This is a genomic window from Mycoplasma sp. P36-A1 (genome assembly GCF_049478495.1).
In the GTDB taxonomy this organism is placed as follows: Bacteria; Bacillota_I; Bacilli_A; order JAJDGJ01; family JAJDGJ01; genus P36-A1.
Genome location: NZ_CP168083.1, coordinates 1,398,148 through 1,416,118, shown reverse-complemented (window position 1 = coordinate 1,416,118; position 17,971 = coordinate 1,398,148). Strand labels below are relative to the sequence as shown.

Annotated in this window: 22 protein-coding genes, 1 pseudogene and 1 other annotated feature; of the genes and pseudogenes, 20 read left to right on the top strand and 3 right to left on the bottom strand. The window is 27.4% G+C overall.

Going from position 1 to position 17,971, the window contains the following annotated elements:
- Positions 1 to 194 precede the first annotated feature (194 nt).
- Positions 195 to 1,181: an alpha/beta hydrolase gene (locus ACD762_RS06885; protein ID WP_423363240.1), complete on the bottom strand. Its 987-nt coding sequence runs from the start codon at positions 1,179 to 1,181 to the stop codon at positions 195 to 197.
- Positions 1,182 to 1,246: 65 nt separating this feature from the next.
- A complete protein-coding gene (locus ACD762_RS06880) occupies positions 1,247 to 2,332 on the bottom strand; it encodes an alpha/beta hydrolase fold domain-containing protein (RefSeq protein WP_423363239.1) in 1,086 nt (361 codons plus the stop codon).
- A gap of 255 nt (positions 2,333 to 2,587) precedes the next feature.
- Here ACD762_RS06880 and ACD762_RS06875 point away from each other — a divergent pair, with 255 nt between their 5' ends.
- Genes ACD762_RS06875 through ACD762_RS06860 form a run of 4 tightly spaced genes read left to right on the top strand, consistent with a single transcriptional unit; the run spans position 2,588 to position 6,295 of the window.
- The gene (locus ACD762_RS06875) at positions 2,588 to 3,289 is read left to right on the top strand and encodes a uracil-DNA glycosylase (protein ID WP_423363238.1); all 702 of its coding nucleotides are present in this window, start codon (positions 2,588 to 2,590) and stop codon (positions 3,287 to 3,289) included.
- A complete protein-coding gene (locus ACD762_RS06870) occupies positions 3,276 to 4,538 on the top strand; it encodes a bifunctional folylpolyglutamate synthase/dihydrofolate synthase (RefSeq protein WP_423363237.1) in 1,263 nt (420 codons plus the stop codon). The genes ACD762_RS06875 and ACD762_RS06870 overlap by 14 nt, the downstream gene beginning before the upstream one ends.
- Positions 4,539 to 4,565: 27 nt before the next feature.
- On the top strand, positions 4,566 to 5,537 hold the full coding sequence (gene pta / locus ACD762_RS06865; RefSeq protein WP_423363236.1) for a phosphate acetyltransferase: 972 nt from the start codon (positions 4,566 to 4,568) through the stop codon (positions 5,535 to 5,537).
- Between the two features lie 2 nt (positions 5,538 to 5,539).
- Positions 5,540 to 6,295, top strand: a complete 756-nt coding sequence (locus ACD762_RS06860; protein ID WP_423363235.1) for an SDR family NAD(P)-dependent oxidoreductase — start codon at positions 5,540 to 5,542, stop codon at positions 6,293 to 6,295.
- 338 nt (positions 6,296 to 6,633) lie between these two features.
- On the opposite strand, the gene ACD762_RS06855 is transcribed toward ACD762_RS06860, so the two are convergent.
- Positions 6,634 to 6,765 carry an ATP-binding protein gene (locus tag ACD762_RS06855; RefSeq protein WP_423364721.1) on the bottom strand — a complete coding sequence of 44 codons (132 nt, stop codon included), beginning with the start codon at positions 6,763 to 6,765 and terminating at the stop codon, positions 6,634 to 6,636.
- Positions 6,766 to 7,345: 580 nt separating this feature from the next.
- Here ACD762_RS06855 and ACD762_RS06850 point away from each other — a divergent pair.
- The 16 genes and pseudogenes from ACD762_RS06850 to ACD762_RS06775 all read left to right on the top strand — a co-directional run bounded on the left by ACD762_RS06850 (position 7,346) and on the right by ACD762_RS06775 (position 17,887).
- On the top strand, positions 7,346 to 7,846 hold the full coding sequence (locus ACD762_RS06850) for a hypothetical protein (RefSeq protein ID WP_423363234.1): 501 nt from the start codon (positions 7,346 to 7,348) through the stop codon (positions 7,844 to 7,846).
- A complete protein-coding gene (locus ACD762_RS06845; RefSeq protein ID WP_423363233.1) occupies positions 7,786 to 8,415 on the top strand; it encodes a hypothetical protein in 630 nt (209 codons plus the stop codon). Before ACD762_RS06850 ends, ACD762_RS06845 begins: the two co-directional genes overlap by 61 nt.
- Before the next feature lie 408 nt (positions 8,416 to 8,823).
- Positions 8,824 to 10,155: a cysteine--tRNA ligase gene (cysS, locus tag ACD762_RS06840; protein WP_423363232.1), complete on the top strand. Its 1,332-nt coding sequence runs from the start codon at positions 8,824 to 8,826 to the stop codon at positions 10,153 to 10,155.
- The gene (locus ACD762_RS06835; RefSeq protein WP_423363231.1) at positions 10,155 to 10,529 is read left to right on the top strand and encodes a Mini-ribonuclease 3; all 375 of its coding nucleotides are present in this window, start codon (positions 10,155 to 10,157) and stop codon (positions 10,527 to 10,529) included. Before cysS ends, ACD762_RS06835 begins: the two co-directional genes overlap by 1 nt.
- On the top strand, positions 10,529 to 11,245 hold the full coding sequence (gene rlmB, locus ACD762_RS06830; RefSeq protein WP_423363230.1) for a 23S rRNA (guanosine(2251)-2'-O)-methyltransferase RlmB: 717 nt from the start codon (positions 10,529 to 10,531) through the stop codon (positions 11,243 to 11,245). The genes ACD762_RS06835 and rlmB overlap by 1 nt, the downstream gene beginning before the upstream one ends.
- Before the next feature lie 14 nt (positions 11,246 to 11,259).
- Positions 11,260 to 11,853: a sigma factor gene (locus ACD762_RS06825; RefSeq protein WP_423363229.1), complete on the top strand. Its 594-nt coding sequence runs from the start codon at positions 11,260 to 11,262 to the stop codon at positions 11,851 to 11,853.
- A 75-nt stretch (positions 11,854 to 11,928) separates the two neighbouring features.
- Positions 11,929 to 13,275 (top strand): hypothetical protein, encoded by a 1,347-nt coding sequence (locus ACD762_RS06820; protein WP_423363228.1) that lies wholly within the window; start codon positions 11,929 to 11,931, stop codon positions 13,273 to 13,275.
- A gap of 106 nt (positions 13,276 to 13,381) precedes the next feature.
- On the top strand, positions 13,382 to 13,531 hold the full coding sequence (gene rpmG / locus ACD762_RS06815; protein ID WP_423363227.1) for a 50S ribosomal protein L33: 150 nt from the start codon (positions 13,382 to 13,384) through the stop codon (positions 13,529 to 13,531).
- A gap of 22 nt (positions 13,532 to 13,553) precedes the next feature.
- A complete protein-coding gene (gene secE, locus ACD762_RS06810; RefSeq protein ID WP_423363226.1) occupies positions 13,554 to 13,724 on the top strand; it encodes a preprotein translocase subunit SecE in 171 nt (56 codons plus the stop codon).
- A 1-nt stretch (position 13,725) separates the two neighbouring features.
- Positions 13,726 to 14,253: a transcription termination/antitermination protein NusG gene (gene nusG / locus ACD762_RS06805; RefSeq protein ID WP_423363225.1), complete on the top strand. Its 528-nt coding sequence runs from the start codon at positions 13,726 to 13,728 to the stop codon at positions 14,251 to 14,253.
- Positions 14,254 to 14,277: 24 nt separating this feature from the next.
- Positions 14,278 to 14,775, top strand: coding sequence for a hypothetical protein (locus tag ACD762_RS06800; protein ID WP_423363224.1), 498 nt, complete (start codon positions 14,278 to 14,280; stop codon positions 14,773 to 14,775).
- Between the two features lie 143 nt (positions 14,776 to 14,918).
- Positions 14,919 to 15,335, top strand: coding sequence for a 50S ribosomal protein L11 (gene rplK, locus ACD762_RS06795; protein WP_423363223.1), 417 nt, complete (start codon positions 14,919 to 14,921; stop codon positions 15,333 to 15,335).
- A gap of 68 nt (positions 15,336 to 15,403) precedes the next feature.
- Complete coding sequence (gene rplA / locus ACD762_RS06790; protein WP_423363222.1) at positions 15,404 to 16,099, top strand: 50S ribosomal protein L1; 696 nt, start codon at positions 15,404 to 15,406, stop codon at positions 16,097 to 16,099.
- Between the two features lie 26 nt (positions 16,100 to 16,125).
- Positions 16,126 to 16,242, top strand: a sequence feature (ribosomal protein L10 leader region).
- A gap of 31 nt (positions 16,243 to 16,273) precedes the next feature.
- Positions 16,274 to 16,774, top strand: a pseudogene (gene rplJ, locus ACD762_RS06785) (50S ribosomal protein L10); the annotation flags it as partial.
- 114 nt (positions 16,775 to 16,888) lie between these two features.
- Complete coding sequence (rplL, locus tag ACD762_RS06780) at positions 16,889 to 17,245, top strand: 50S ribosomal protein L7/L12 (protein WP_423364720.1); 357 nt, start codon at positions 16,889 to 16,891, stop codon at positions 17,243 to 17,245.
- Positions 17,246 to 17,296: 51 nt separating this feature from the next.
- Positions 17,297 to 17,887: a class I SAM-dependent methyltransferase gene (locus tag ACD762_RS06775; RefSeq protein ID WP_423363221.1), complete on the top strand. Its 591-nt coding sequence runs from the start codon at positions 17,297 to 17,299 to the stop codon at positions 17,885 to 17,887.
- The last annotated feature ends 84 nt before the right edge of the window (positions 17,888 to 17,971 follow it).

Genomic DNA, 17,971 nt, shown 5'->3' with positions numbered 1-17,971 from the left:
TTAAATCTTTGTCTTTTGCAGTGGTTAATGTTAAGAAAAAATGTATTAGTAAGCATACGAATATTCTTTTGAATAATTCAAAATTAAATGTAAAGTTAGTTGAAATTAATGATACTACAATTAGAATAAACACAAAGAATGTTAAGATGTAGTATGCTCTTTTTTTAGTTCTTAAATATTTATGAAACATACTTTTATTCCTTTGTTTCTAAAGGTTTTTGTATATTAGAGTTAAATACATCACATAATTTATTTAAGACTTCTTTAGTTTCAGATAAAGGAAAGAATTGAAAGTTATGAATCATGTGATCATAGTTCCATAATTCAATATCCTTTTTATAGTAAACTTGTTTATTGTAAAAATTAATAATGTCTTTATTTAGGGTGTCTTTGCCTCCTGAAATAATTATAGTATCTGGCATATCTTTTAATTTCATGTGATATGGACTATGTAACATGGCTTTTTCATAATCTTTGTTAAAAAAGTATTCAGTTTGTACTTTTAAAGAATAGCTATCAATAACAGGGTCTTCTTTATTAATAATTGTTGTATCAAAATCTAGATTTATGATTGGAGAAAATAAAATCATTTTATCTATGTTTGAAACATCTTCTTGATTGTTTAATAGATTATAAAGCAATGTAGCACCACTACCATCTGCTGCAACATAATTAATTTTACTTTTGTAGTCTTTGTATAAATTATCTAAGTCTTCAATTACTTGATAATAATCATAATATGGTGCAAATTTTTGATTTAAAACTATTATATTAACTTCTAAATTATCAGCAAGTGTTCTTAAAAAATACCATTGGAAATTACTTATTTCTTGCCAAAATCCACTTCCATAAACATAAAGCATTGTTTTAGCATTTTCTTTATTACATTTTAAATAATAGTTATTATCCTCTAATTTTTCAATATTAAGAATATTAGCTATTTTATTATTAAGTATATATGTCTTTGCACTTTTTCGATAATTTTTTTCATATAATTTAACATTTTGTTTGAAGTTTGTTCTTGAAAATTTATATTTAGGATAGTTTTTATTTAAAAAATCTTCTACCATCTTACTTCTTAAACTTCTTTGTTCCCAGTATTTTGCTTTTAATACATACATTCCATAACCCATCATATCAAGGGTGCCTTGTAATTTTAGTGCTTTATTAATTATTTTCATTTTATATCCTATATGTTATTTATATAAATAATCATACTTTTCCTTTCATATACTTTTATTATGCTTTATCCTTTTTTAATCGCTACTTTTAAGTTATCTATAAACTTTTTATCATTAACTATTTTTAATTCATTTGGTTTTACTCTAGGTCTAGTTATGACTTTCAAAAGATCATCATAAAATTTATTAGACTCTAAAGTGCTATCAAACATAAATTGGTACTGCATATTAGGATATTCAAAATAATCTAGATGTAGACCTTGTTTGGTTATTTTCCTTTGTAGGTTTAAGCTATCTATATTTAAAATACTTGATGTGGAATTGAAAATACTAATTTTAGTACCGATATCTAAATCATTATAATATGGATTTATTATTGGATTATTTAACTTTAAATCATCAGCATAATAATTTACTTGTTTTTTCAATGAGTGTAAATCAATCTTAAAATCACTTGAATCTGCTTTTTTCAATCTTTTATCTTGTAAGGTAACATCACTTAAGGGTGTTAATAAAATCATTTCTTTAACAGGTTCAATACCATCATGTCGTGCTTTACAAGCAAGCTCAAGAGCTAAAGTTGCACCAGCTTCTTCAGCTATTACTATTACTTTTTCAGCAGTAAACCTTGTTATTGTATCTGTATATATTTGATATAAAAAATGGTACATCTCTTTATGAGAATAGGCTGGTGCTTTTGGATAAATAGGCATAATAACCTTAGCGTTTGCTTTATTTGCAAGCTTTCTTATAAATAATAGATGTTGAGATGTTGGATTAAAAAAGAAACCACCACCATGAATAAATAATATTATATAATCTAAACCAATTTTTCGGTTGTTAAAGTATTTGTCACTAGCTGCATAGTAAGTATTGTTGTAATCTAAGGCTTTTACAATATCTAAATTTTTTGCGACAGTCTTTGGTATAGGATAATTATTACTTTGTGAATATTTAAAAGCTTTTTTTAAATGTAGTTCATTTAATTTAGGATTATCTTCAAAGAAATATTTTTTTCGATAGTTTAAATAGTAATAATCATTTATCAGTTTTGATTTAATACTTTGGTTTTTCACAAATCTTATATATAAAGCTGAAAATGTTAGTATTTTAAGTGGCAAAACATTTTTTACTAGTTTCTTAAATTTCATAATTTGTAACCTCCATAATAATATAATATTCTATGTTTATGTGGGTTGCAAATTATTAGAGTATTTATAAGTATATTATGTTATTAGTAGACAAAAACAATAAGTTAGTTCATTAATTATGTACTATATATATAAGATTGTTTTAATACTATCTTTTATAATATTTAATTTACTAGTTTTTTATTTAGATTAGTAAAAATAGGTTTATTGTTATAAATAATATATGCTATACTAAGGTTAAAGGAGGGATTTTTAATGAAGAATGTTATGGATATTGAGCAGTTTAAAAAAGAACTTTTTTCTGGTATAGATTGTAGTTGGAATGATTTTTTTCAAGAACAATTTAGTTTAACTTACTTTCAAGATTTATTAGATAATCTTTTAAATGAATGTAATACTAAAACTGTTTATCCTAGTATTAATAATATATTTAGAGTTTTTAAAGATAATTCCTTAAATATGATCAAGGTTGTTATTTTAGGACAAGATCCTTATCATACTCCACTAGTAGCCGATGGATTAGCATTTAGTAGTAAGAGTCTAAAAATACCACCAAGTTTAAAAAATATTTTTAAAGAATTGAATAATGATTTAGGAATAGTTAATAGTACTGCTGATTTAAGCAAGTGGTCTATGCAAGGTATAATGTTGTTGAATACAGTACTTAGTGTAGAAGAACATAAAGCTAATTCACATAGTAAGTTAGGTTGGAATGAATTTGTTGTTAATACCATAAAATATTTAGATTTACATAATAAAGTAGTATTTGTTTTATGGGGAAATAAAGCTAAATTATTCAATAAATATATTATGAATAGTGAAATCATTGAAGGTTATCATCCTTCACCTCTTGCAGGTAATAAGTTTTTTAATCAACATTATTTTTCAAGAATTAATCGTTTTTTAAATGAAAATAATTTACAAGAAATAGATTGGAGTCTACATGAAAAAATTTAATAATATAAAAGATGTCTTAGCATATATTGAAAATAAAACTAATTTTCAATTAGGTTTATTAAGAGTTGAAAAATTTTTAGAAGAAGCTAATATTGAATATGAAAAGATAAAGTTTATTCATATTGCAGGAACAAATGGAAAAGGTAGTGTATCTAATTACTTAAGTAACATTTTAATTAATGAAGGTTATAAAACAGGTTTCTTTTCTAGTCCAAGTATTCAAGGTCATAATGATAGAATACGTATTAATAATGAGTTTATAAGTGATGATTCTATAATACAGTTTGTGAATGAGTATTATGATCTAATAGAAGAAACTAAAGTAACAATGTTTGAAATTGATGTTTTAATGGCCTTAGATTACTTCAGTAAGAATAATGTTGAATATGGTGTAATTGAAGTTGGTATGGGTGGTCGTTTTGATGGTACTAATGTTATTGTTCCTTTATTAAGCATCATTACTAATATTGGTATGGATCATACAAATTACTTAGGTACTACATTAGAAGAGATTGCTTATAATAAAGCCGGGATAATTAAAAATTGTAGTTTTGTAGTTACTGCTGAACAAAATGATATAGCTTATAATGTTATCAAAAAGTGTGCTAATATAATGAACTCACAAGTATTTAAAGTAAAAGATGCTCAAATAGTAAGTTCTAATCCCTTTGTTTTTAACTATAAGAGTCATGAAAATATTATATTGAAAAGTAAGGCCTATTATCAAATTAGAAATGCTTGTACTGTCTTAGAAGCAATAGATGTATTAAGAAATCAGTTAAGTATAAATATAAGTGAAAAAAGTGTAAGAGATAGTTTAGAAAATATTACTTGGCCAGGGCGTTTTGAAGTAATGTCTACAAATCCATTAATTATTATTGATGGTGCTCATAATTTAGAAGGTATAGAAGCACTTTCTAAGTCTTTATCATACTTTGAAGATTATCAAAAAACAGTATTATTTACTGCCTTAGAAGATAAAGATACTTCACATATGTTAGAAACATTAAATGGTATTAGTCATAATTTAGTATTAACTACTTTTGATTTTTATCGAGCTGCAAACTTTGAACAACTAGATCCAAATAATAAATATAAACATATCAATAATTATGAAATATACATTGATGATATGATAACTAAAATGCAACAAGATGATATGCTAATTATTACAGGTTCATTATATTTTATAACAGAAATAAGAAACTACTTATTAAATACTTTAAAAATTGATAAAAAAAGTTTATAATTATAAAGAAAGCGAGGTTTTATTAAAATGATATTAGATAACATGAAAAACCAAATTAAAGGTAAAGGTATTCGTATCGTATTAACAGAAGGACATGATGCACGTGTATTAGGTGCTGCAATTGATTTGAAAAAAGATGATATGATTCATCCAGTACTTACAGGGAGTAAAGCTGATATTGAAGCTTTAGCTGCTCAAAAGGGTTGGGATATCTCAGATTTAGAAATCATTGATATAGAAACTTATCCAAAATTTGATGAATTAGTAGAAAAATTCGTTGAACTTAGAAAAGGTAAAGCTACTGCTGAACAAGCAGCCAAAATGTTAAAATCTTCTAACTATTTTGGAACAATGCTTGTGAAATTAAACGAAGCAGATGGACTTATTGGTGGAGCTACTTATTCTACAGCTGATACTGTAAGACCAGCACTTCAATTAGTTAAAACAAAACCAGGAGCAAAAACTGTTTCTAGTTCATTTGTAATCTTCAATGACACTAAAAAATTTATAATGGGAGACTGTGCAATTATTGTAGAACCAACTAGTGGTGATTTAGTAGAAATAGCTAAAGAATCTGCAGTAACTGCAAGAACTTTTGGAATTGATCCTAAAGTAGCCTTCTTAACTTATTCTACAAAAGGTTCAGGTAAAGGAGCTTCAGTTGATAAAGTAGTTGAAGCTGTTAATTTAATGAAAAATGAAAATGTAGATTTTGAATATGATGGAGAATTCCAATTTGATGCTGCAATTGATCCTACTGTAGGAAAATTAAAAGCACCTGAATCTAAAGTTGCTGGTGAAGCAAATGTCTTTGTTTTCCCAACATTAGAAGCTGGAAATATTGGTTACAAAATTGCACAAAGATTAGGTGGATATAATGCTTTAGGTCCTATCCTTCAAGGATTAAATGCTCCAATCAATGATTTATCTCGTGGAGCTTCACAAAATGATGTTTATGAATTAAGCATTGTTACTGCTGCTCAACATTTAAATAAATAATTATGAATAATTATAAAATTGCCCTAGTTACAGGGGCTACTGGTGGAATCGGTGGAGCAATTGCTAGAAACCTAGCAAATAATGGAATGAAACTTGTTTTAACTGGAAGAAATTCTAAAAAACTTGCAGCCATTACATCAGAATTAAAAGATGCTGTTTTATACTCTGAAGCAATTGATATGAGTGATTATAAGCAAATTGAAGCATTTGTTTCTAATATATATAATGAAGGAATAAACATTGATACACTTGTAAATAATGCAGGACTTGCTTTAGGATTATCATCTATTGATCAATCAGATCTAAGTGATATTATGACTATGGTAGATGTTAATGTGAAATCATTAATGATTTTAACTACTCTAATTAGTTCAAAACTTAAAGAACAAAACCATGGTATTATTATTAACATAGGTTCTACAGCTGGACAAGTTGCCTATGCAAATGGTGCAGTTTACTGTGCTACTAAAGCTGCAGTAAAAACTTTTGCAGATGGTGTACGTGTTGATTTAATGGAATCAGATGTAAAGGTTACTACAATAATGCCTGGAATGGTTGAAACTGACTTTTCATTGGCAAGATTTAAAGGTGATCAAGAAAAAGCAGATAATGTTTATAAAGGAATTGATGCATTACAAGCAATAGATGTAGCTGAAGCTGTATGGTTTGTAATAAATCAACCAAAACGTTGTGTTATTTCTGAACTTGCATTACTTGCAAATCAACAAGGAAATGGTTTTACTTCTTTTAAGAAGTAATATTTATATAAAATATTTAGCGATTAATGCTATAAAACGTAATTTTAAAATTATGCTTTATAGCATTTTTTAGTATAATAAGTACATCAGTGCTATATAAACATAGTGTATAAAAAATATTCATTTATAAAATTGCAATTAACAAAAAAATCACTTAATGAAAATTAATTATATCAAGTAATTAATGTTTAGGTTTTTTGCTAGTTGATAAATTATTAATATTTAGATTTTTTATTAATTTTAAATATACATAACTACGGTAATATGCATTGTTATATTAGTTATGAAGTGATTAAATATGAAATTAGAAGAATTAGTATCCATCAATTTACTTACATCTAATTATCTTTGATTCGATATGAAAGTCTTGTTATATTGAACGTATATGAATGATGTTGTATTCTGTCTAGTATAGGTATGGTTATCATTTCATCTTGACTCAATATATCAGGTCTTTTATCAAAAGTAATATTACTTTGTTATTATTGTAGATTTCTTTGTATATCTTATATCTATGAGTTGAATGAATAGCTTAACTCTAGTGGTGATATTTCATTAAAGCCAACTCAATCTATTATTAATAACTTATATTTAAAATATAGTTTTAACTTTTTATCAATAACACCATCGTTATAATCCTGTCTTAGATTACTGTGTAAAAACTCTAAAATTAACTAAAAATTAAGTCCCTTATTTAGCTAGTATAATATTTAATAGGATTAACTATAATTCTTGAGTTTAGTTCACACAACCAATCATAAATATAAATAATATGTCTATAAATGATAGTTAAACATCAAATAAGCTAATATTAATATTTAGTTAGCACTATTTAAAAATAATAAACAATGTACTATCATAATATGTAACAAATACGTATTTGATTATAGCTTTATCCATTCTAATATGAAAGAAGATATGATCATGAAATAGAAAATTATATACATAGTTATCCTATTAAATGTATTACTATTCAATGGGATTAATGCTGCAGAAGAAAACACCTATGCTAGACCGTATACAGATTATACTCAACCAGAGTATGATCAGATGCTTGATCAGTATAGTAATGAATCAAAAGCTGATCCAAGAATAAGATCAAGTAACAAGTTATGTGATAGTACAAGTACTAGAACTGATAAGTATAATAGTGCTGGTAGACTAATACAAAGAACATGTTACACTGCATCAACCAAAAAAATTAAATCAGAAGAGCGATGGTATGCTTTTGATGGGCAAGTATCGCAAATGAATCGTAAACAAACATTTTATACGAAAGGAAGTAATGTAAGAGAATACGAAAGAACCTACAAATGGGAAAAGAAAGGAACAGTAGATACAAAGTATTTACTACAAACTTATACTACAAGATATCGCCAAGATAAAACAGTAGATTATAAACTAGATTACAATGGTAATACATTTAAAAAACCAAATACATGTATGACTATAAAAGGTTTCGTAAAATCAAATAAAGGAGGTCTTAGAAAATGAAAGATTATCGTTTTACTTTTTTCTCAGCTATATTTAGTTTCTTTATTATGATTTTAGAAAATTTATTTTTTATGTTAGCATTAAATGAGTTTACTTATTTAGATGATTATTACTATGATATACCAATTGAAAAGATACATACTAATATTCTAGGGATAATATCTTTTGTCCCGTTTTTTAAAGAAGATGGACCTAACCTTTATTTATGGAATTTAAATACTATATTATTAATTATTATTCCACTTTTATTATTTGTAATATATAAAATTGAAAAAAATATTATTGTAAAAAAGCAAAATAAAAAATGGAAGCTAAATATTAGAAATCATAAATATACTTTAATTAGCTTATTACTTGCTTATATAATTCTACTAGGCTATAATCTATTTTTTATGTGGCAATTTAATAATGTTAATTATATTGCTGAAAATAATAGCTTTGAAAAAATAGCTCCTATACATACACAATTACCTGATGTAATTGCGTTAAATGGCTATGGAGATTATAATTATAATGTAATTTATTTACATAATTATAATTTGCATTTATGGTTTATACTTCCTCTTATTATATTGTTAGTGTATATTATTGAAAAGTATATAAATAAATATAAAAAGAAAAGATAATAACTTTTGTGATATGATGCCTTTTAATCTTCATTTTTAATTTAAAAGGTATTTTTTTTTGTAAGTCTTAATATCAGAGTTAAAAGGATTAAGTTGCGTTTTTATACACAATTTCAAGTGCAAGGCTATTGTAAAAAATAAGTAAATTTGTTATCATATATTTAATAAATGGACAAATTATAAATATGACTAGTATGTTATCAGTTTAATTGTAGAGAGAATCTGTATGCTGAAAAGGTTCATTAATAGATAATTGAATGCACATGTTTGAGTTTTTGTGAATTAGTAGTAGCAAAAGACGTATTTCTTGCGTTAAAAGAATAAAGATGAAGCAATTCAAGCAAAGTGGAACCGCGCTAAGGCGCCTTTGTATGGAATTGCTTTTTGTAATAACAGGAGGAAAGTTATATGAAATTACATAATAGTATGTCAAACAAAAAAGAAGAGTTTGTACCAATTAAATCAGGTGAAGTAAGTATGTATATTTGTGGACCTACAGTCTATAATTATATACATATTGGTAATGCTAGACCAATGGTAGTTTTTGATACAATGAGAAGATTTTTTGAATATTTAGGTTATAAAGTAACCTTTATATCTAACTACACTGATGTTGATGATAAAATTATAAACGCTGCAAAAGAACAAGGTAAATCAGAAGCTGAAATTGCTCAAAGATTTATTGATGCTTATGAATACGATCGTAAAACATTAAATACAATCATGCCTGATTTTAGACCAAGAGTTACAGAGTATATGAATGAAATAATAGAATTTATAGCAGATTTAATCGATAAAGGATATGCTTATGAATCTGATGGAGATGTTTATTTTAGAGTAAATAAACTAGAAGAATATGGTAAACTATCACATGTTAACAAAGATGATTTAATAATAGGTGCTAGAGTTGAAGAAAATGAAAAGAAAGAAAGTCCAATTGATTTTACTTTATGGAAAAAAACAGATGCTGGTATTAACTGGGATTCAAAATGGTCAACTGGAAGACCGGGTTGGCATACTGAGTGTGTTGTTATGATTAATTCAATTAATGATGGTGGTATGATTGATATTCATGGTGGTGGAATGGATTTGAAATTCCCTCATCATGATAATGAGATTGCTCAAGCAAATGGACATTCTCATAATGATATAGCAAGATATTGGGTTCATAATGGTTTTATAAATATTGATGATGAAAAAATGTCTAAATCAATTGGGAATGTAGTATGGACTAAAGATGTCGTGAAAGAGATTGGTCCTAATGCCTTTAGATTAGCAATGCTTTCAACACATTACCGTGCACCATTAAATTTTAATGAAGATTTAATTGAGACTACAAAAAAAGAATTAGTTAAAATGGAAACAGCTTTAAAACAAGCTAATCTAGAATTAGCTTTAGCAAAATATAGTAGTGATGAATATCAAGATGAAATAATGTTAGAATATAAAACATATATGGAAGACGATTTAAACACTGCTAATGCAATTACTGTAATATTTGATGCAGTTAAAAAATTAAATTCTGAAGTTAGAAAAAAAGAAAAAAATATTGCAGAAATTTCAAAATTAAAAAACAGTATTGAAAAAATGTTAGAAATTTTAGGGATTTTTATTAATTTACGCATAATACAAGATGAGGACCTTAATCTTTATAGTAATTGGAATAAAGCTAAACAAGATAAGGATTTTCAATTAGCAGATAAGTATCGAGATCAATTGTTAGAAATAGGAATATTGTAATGAATTATCCTAGTTTAACACTAGCTTTTATTGGTGATAGTGTTTTAGAATTAATAATCAGAATGCATTATGTAAATAAAGGAATTGTAAAAGTAAATAAATTACAAACATTGACTAGTTCTTTAGCATCAGCCAAAGCTCATAAAGAAATAATGGACTACCTATTTGAAAATGAAATTTTAACTGAAGATGAAATTCGTGTTTACAAAAGAGGTAGAAATGCTAAAGTAAATCAAAGAAGAAAGAATTTTAATTCAGAGAACTATCACGCATCTACAGGCTTTGAAGCGTTAATTGGCTTTTTGTATTTAAATGAAGAACATGATAGAATAGAAGAAATTGTTAAAATTATCATTGAAAGGTTTGATAAATAATGTATTATTATGGAAAAAACACAATAAAAGGTCTAATTGAATCAAAAACTCAATTAGAAACAGTATTTATTAGTGATAAGTTTAATGATACTCAATTTCTTAACTATTTAGACAAAAAAAGGATTAAGTATATTATTGTCTCTTTAGCAAAAATTGAGAGCATGTCAAATAATGCTAATCATCAAGGAGTTGTAGCTAAATCTTTTGATTTTGAATACAAAAGTTTAGAAACTATAATAGCTAAAACTAAGGATAAAGAAAATTCTACAGTATTGATTTTAGATGGTTTAGAAGACCCACAAAATTTTGGGTCTTTGATAAGAACATCTGAAGCCTTGGCTGTTGATGGTATCGTTATTACAAAGAATAGAAGTGTCAAAGTCACTCCTACAGTTGCTAGAGTAGCAACTGGTGCAATTAATGGTGTTGACATTTGCATGGTTACAAACTTAAAACAAACAGTTGATAAGTTGAAAAAAGCGGGATACTGGGTTGTTTGTGCTCATATGAATACTGATGTATTGTATGATCAAGTTGACTATAAAGGGAAAATGGCTTTAGTTGTTGGCTCAGAAGGTAAAGGTGTGTCTACAACTATGTTAAAAGAAAGCGACTTTGTAGTTAAACTTCCAATGTATGGTGAAGTTTCTAGTTTAAATGCTGCCGTAAGTGGGGCAATAATTATGTATGAAATGGATAGTAACCGTAGAAAGTAGGTATGAGATAATCAATGTACAATGAATATGAATTGTTGTACTATTGTCACATGGGGTGTGATAAATCTTTTACATTATTAGCACAAAAATATCACAGAATGATTTATTCTCAAATAAATTATTTCAAAAAGAATTACTACTTTTTTGCTTTAGATGAAGCAGACTTGTATAATGAAGCATTAATTTTACTTTATGATTGTACACATAGTTTTGATGAAAATAAAAAAGTTAAGTTTTCTAGTTATTTTATAGCTTGTTTAAGAAATAGATATATTTATATGATTAGAAACTTATCATCAAGTAAACATTTGATGCATGCTAGAGCCTTATCTTTGGATAAGAGCATGCCAGATAATGAATCCACTATGTATAGTTTCATAGAAAACGGTGAAATTTGTGTAAGTGAGAAAGTTATGAATGATTATCAATTAGAAAAATCATTCAAAGATTTGAATAATAATCTTAGTGAAATAGAGATGAAAATTGTCTATTTACATATATTAGGATATTCTTATCAAGAAATTAGTGATAAAACTAATTATAAATTAAAAAAAGTAGATTATGTAATTCAAAAGTATAAAAAAATATTACATGATTCAAAGATTTAAAAATGAAGGGGAAATAATTCCCCTTCTATTTTTTAGCGATTATCTATAATTAAGAAAATAAAAGGAGGATTTACGTTGGACAAGCTCAGTAGTTCAAGTTTTTTATTTGCATTAAGAAATACAGTACAATATTTACCTTATTTATTATTTATGATTGTATCATTAACAACAGATGTTAGTGATTTAGATAAAATATTACCATTTATTTTATATTATTGTGTTAAATCAAGTGGGATATATTTACTGAAACCATTACATACTAAAAACAATACCTATCGTATTTTAAAGATTTCTCTACTTTTAGGATTGATAGCATGTATACTAGGTATGTTTGGTGATGTACAACATATTTTTTATGAGATAAGTGCAGTGCTTTTAGGACTGTGTGAATCATTTTATATTCCAAGCTATATAAGTATGCTGCAGTATGAAAGAAGTCATGACAGGCAAATGCAAAACAAATATGAAAAACTGCTTGGGACAATACTAATACTTATCTTTTTTGTCTTATGTTTTACAATGATGAAAGCTCCAAACTTTATCATTTTTGTATATTTTTCATTTCTTTTTTTAATACCGCTTTTAAGTATTAGCAAATATAAATCATATAAATTAGAAGATCATGAATATTTAAGTAATGTTATGTATTCAAAAGAATTATCTGTATTTGTAGTTATGCTTTTATTAATAATTGGACTTAGAGTTGCTAGATCATTTTATATTGGTGATATTTTTATAATTGCTTTAGTAATATTATGCTTAATTTTATTAATAATTAGCTTGTTTTTATATTTTAAAAAACCGCAATTAACGTTAACATTTAAAATGATTTACAAAATATTATTTGTAGGTGCAGCTATAAATTTAGTTATTTATACTGGTATGTTGACGGCAATAGTTACATATCATAGTATAGAAGCAATTGTGTTAATGTATGCTTGTTATGTAATAGGATCTGTTCTTTCAGAATATTATACTATTCCATTTGTTAATTGGTTAAAAGGAGATAAAGTAAATAAAGTAATCACACTATGTTTATTTGGAATCTTATTGTTAAACTTTCCAGTGCTTACAGGCATAAGCATGATTGCAACAACATTTATGCTTTTTACACTTTCAAAGATGTCAGAAACAACCGTTTATAAACATGATGGTGTACCTAAAGATGTTAGAATGGTTGCAAAGTATAAAGTTCAAACTTTTGGTGGTGTAATTATGCAGTTTATTTTTACATTTACATTACTATTAATCGCTCATTATAATCATGAAAGTATAAATGGTATACTTGAAGGTATTAGTTTAAGTAACTTAAACTTTAACATGTTTGAAACAACAATAAGTAGCAAAGCTGTGGCATCAGTGGTTTTAATAATCTTTGGGCTTACATTAATTGCATATAATAAAAAAACGAAAAGTTTATAATTTGTTAAAATTAATATAAAGTTGCATATTTATATTTTTATATGGTATAATTTTAAAGAAGAAGGCAAAATTAGTCTTTTTTATTTTGTCAAAAGGAAGTGCAAATATGAGAGAAAAAGTAATACTAGTTTGTTCAAAATGTTATTCGCGTAATTATTCAACATATAAGAATAATACAACACACAACACTCGTTTAGAAATGAAGAAATTTTGTAAACGTTGTAATGAACACACTGTACATAAAGAAAGTAAATAATTAAAAACTGGGTGGTGTAGATATGAGTTATTTTAAAGGCGTAATTGCTGAAGCAAAAAGAGTAGAGTGGCCTAAAGGGAAAGAATTAACAAAGATGGTTTTTTCTGTAACAGAAATTTGTGCATTTTTTGCAATTATTTTCATTGTTATGGACCTACTTATTAATTTAATAATGAAAGCGATGGGTATCTAGTATGGCTGAAAAAAAATGGTATGTAGTAACTACTTATTCTGGTTATGAAAATAAAGTTAAAGAATATCTTGAAAGACGAATTGAATCTATGGGTCTTCAAGAAATTATTGAACAAGTAATTGTTCCTGAAGTTGAAGAGACTACAGCAGATGGAAAAAAGAAAATGAAAAAAATATTTCCTGGATATGTCCTAATTCAAATGGATATAACAGATGAAGCTTGGTATATTGTTCGTAACACACCAAATGTTACTGGATTTGTTGGTTCAAGTGGTGGTGGTGCTAAACCTATTCCTTTAATGGATGAAGAAATAGATGATATTTTATCACAAATGGGATTAAGTCAAATTAATGTTGACTATGCAATTGGTGATCGAGTTGAAGTTATTGAAGGTTCATTCATTGGCACAGAAGGTGTCGTTCAATCAATCGATTTGAAAAATTCTACTGTTGAAGTTTTACTACCGTTTTTTGGTCGTGAAACAAATACTGAATTAAAACTTAATCAAGTTAGAAAGGTTCAAGTCTAGTTTTACTAGGCTTTTTTTCTAATTATGATTTTTCATTATAACGAAAGAGACTTTGATGATGTTGCTAGATATAAAGAAGAAATGGCAGCACGTGAAAGTTTAGTAGTTAAAGACAAACGATTTGAAAGAAGAAATGATTTCAATCTTGAAACCAATGCAACTTATCAAACAATTACAAACACCAATACAAATCCTAAACATAAAAAGAAAAAGGTAGGACTTGTTGAATCAATAAAACTTGAAATTGCTAAAGCAGAGGCTGAAGAAAAAGCAAAATCTATTTCAAAAGAAAATAATAAAACAAAATTAAATAATGTTGATGTTAGTAGATTTCCAGATAGATCAAAACAAGTTTCAAAAAAAGCAAAACCAAAAGGAAATGCATGGGGCTTATTAATACCTATTCTAATATTCGGCTATGGTTTTATCTCAGAGTTTGGATTTAGCTTTGAGAAAATAATAGATTGGATTATGAATGGAATTAATGGAATAGTTATTAGTCTTGAATCATTCTTAGGATAAATGTTTTTTACAATATACTATTGCAATAAAAACATATATATAGTAAAATAGTATAGTGCGAATTGTGCATAATTTACGTGGGAGAACACACACATAGTGTTTGAGAACCACAATACAACCAATATTTCAGGAGGTGTGTATATATGAAAAAGAAAATTTTTATGATTAAAAAAATCCAGTTTCCAGCTATGCAAGCGAAACCAGGACCAGCCCTAGCGTCTGCAGGGATTAATATGCCTGAATTTACAATGGCTTTTAATGAAAAAACTAAAAGTAGAGCAGGAGAAATAGTACCTGTTGTCTTAACAGTTTTTGAAGACAAATCATTTGAATTCGTTCTTAAATCTGAACCAGCTGCTAATTTAATTTTAAAAGCTGCAGGAATTAAGAAAGGTTCAGGGAGTGCTTTAACTGAAAAAGTAGGAAAAATTACTTTAGATCAAGCTAAAGAAATCGCTGAAAAGAAAATGGAAGATTTAAATGCTCATGATATTGATGCAGCTGCAAAAATTATTTGTGGTACAGCAAGAAACATGGGTATCGAAGTAGAAGGATTATAATAACAACAAAAGTGATAATCTTTTGATGTGGGAGAAAAATTCACTTAACCACTAAGGAGGACAAAAAGATGGCTAACAAATCAAAAAGATATAATGAAGCTGCAGCACTTGTTGAAAAAGGTAGACACTACGATATCCAAGAAGCAGTTGAATTATTAAAAAAAGCAACAACTACAAAGTTTGATGAAACTGTAGAAGTAGCTTTCAGACTTGGAGTAGATCCAAGACATGCTGATCAACAAATTAGAGCAGCAATGGTATTACCTCATGGTACAGGTAAAACTCAAAAAGTTTTAGTTGTAACTCAAGGTGAAAAAATAAAAGAAGCAGAGGAAGCAGGAGCTGACTTTGTTGGTGGAAAAGAATTACTTGAAAAAATCAAAGACGAAAATTGGTTCGAATTTGATGTAATTGTTGCTACACCAGACATGATGGCTGAATTAGGAAAATTAGGACGTGTTTTAGGACCTAAAGGTTTAATGCCTAATCCAAAAACAGGAACTGTTACAATGGACCTTAAAAAAGCTGTAGGAGAAATAAAAGCCGGTAAAGTAGAATACCGTGTTGATAAAGAAGGAAATGTGCATGTAGGTATTGCTAAAATCTCATTTGAAGCATCACAAATCGTTGATAACTTCACTGCAATTTTTGAAGCAATTCTTAAAGCAAAACCATCATCATCAAAAGGAACGTACATGAAAAATGTAGTAATTACTACTACAATGGGTCCTGGTGTTAAAATTAACACTGAAACTGTACTTTAGTTATAACACGCAAGGCGTGGTATAATATAAATTGAATCAATATACCATAGACAGCAACGGAGTAATCTTAATAATGTTGCCGAGGTAAAGTTATATTACAACTTTAACTTGGCATATCTATGCCAAGTTTTTTAATTGATATATTGATCTTATTATTTTATAGGAGGTGCCAATATGAATCAAAACATTTTAGACTCAAAAAAAGCCGTAATTGATGAAATCAGTTCAAAAATTACTAATGCAGAAGCAGTAGTTGTATTTGAATATCAAGGTTTAACAGTATCTGAATTCGAAAGTTTAAGAAACGAATTAAGAGCTGAGGATGTTGAAGTAAAAGTATACAAAAACAACCTATCTAAAAAAGCTGTTGAAAATGGAGACTTTGCTAAATTAAGCGAAGGATTAGTTGGACCAAATGCTATTGCATTCTCAAATGGAGATGCTGTTGCTGGTGCAAGAATTATTTCTAAGTTTGCTAAAGACCACGAAATGATCCAAATGAAAACAGGTATTATTGAAGGTAGTGTTATTAGTGTAGAAACACTTAATGAAATTGCTCAATTACCATCAAGAGACGGACTTCTTTCAATGTTACTAAGCGTGCTACAAGCACCAGTAAGAGATCTTGCTATGATTACAGATGCTGTAGCTATCAAGATGGAAGAAACTCAAGCGGAAACTGCTGCGGCAATTATCCCAGAAAAAACAGAAGTTGTTGCTGAAGAAGCAGCTGCTGAATAATCAAAAAAAATTAAAACTATATTATAGGAGGAAATTAAAATGGCTAAATTAACTGCAACTGAAATCATTGGATCATTAAAAGAAATGACAATGTTAGAAATTAACGAATTAGTTAAAGGAATTGAAGAGGAGTTTGGTGTAACTGCTGCTGCTCCTGTAGCTGCTGCTGCTGCAACTGAAGAAGCTGCTGGACCATCAGAAGTAACTGTAACACTTACTGCAATCGGTGGATCAAAAGTAGGAGTAATCAAAGCTGTAAGAGAAATCACTGGGTTAGGACTTGTTGATGCTAAAGGATTAGTAGACAAAGCTCCAAACGCTGTAAAAGAAAACATTTCTCCAGAAGAAGCTGAAGAAATCAAAGCTAAACTTGAAGCTGCCGGAGCTTCAGTTGAAATTGCTTAATTAACTTTAAACTTTTTAAAGAAGCCAACCATCGGTTGGCTTTCTTTTTGTATGGAAAATCAATACTTTCAAGATGATGCAAAATTAATCGATGATCCTCATATTCTTACTTACTTTGGTAAGGACAAAGAGCTAACATTCAAAACAAATTCCGGTTTGTTTGCAAAGGAAAAACTTGATTTCTTTAGTATTGTGTTGAGTGAAACAATAAATAAACAAAATGTTGAATCGTATTTAGACTTAGGATGCGGGTATGGATTTATCGGCATATCATTAGCAACTAAATATCCAAATGCAAAAAAATATTTTATAGATATAACTCAAAGAGCTATAGACTATACAAAAGAAAATATAGCTATTAATAATATTAGTGATACTACTGTTATTAAAAGCGATGGTATTCAAATCGAAGATAAATTTGATTTAATTGCCTTAAATCCACCAGTTCATGCAGGTAAAGAAACTATGTATAAATTATACAAGCAAGCTGCTGAACATTTAACTGATAATGGATCGTTTTATGTAGTTTTACATAAAAAACATGGTGCATTATCAACTATCAAAGACATGCAAAGTGTCTTTAGTATTATTGAGACGGTCTATAAGAAAAAAGGACTGTATGTGTTAGAAATGAAAAAGTAATCGTTTTGGATTACTTTTTGTACTCTTATAATGAGTTAATGTATACATAAAATAAATTTGACATTAACTGTATAATATGATAGT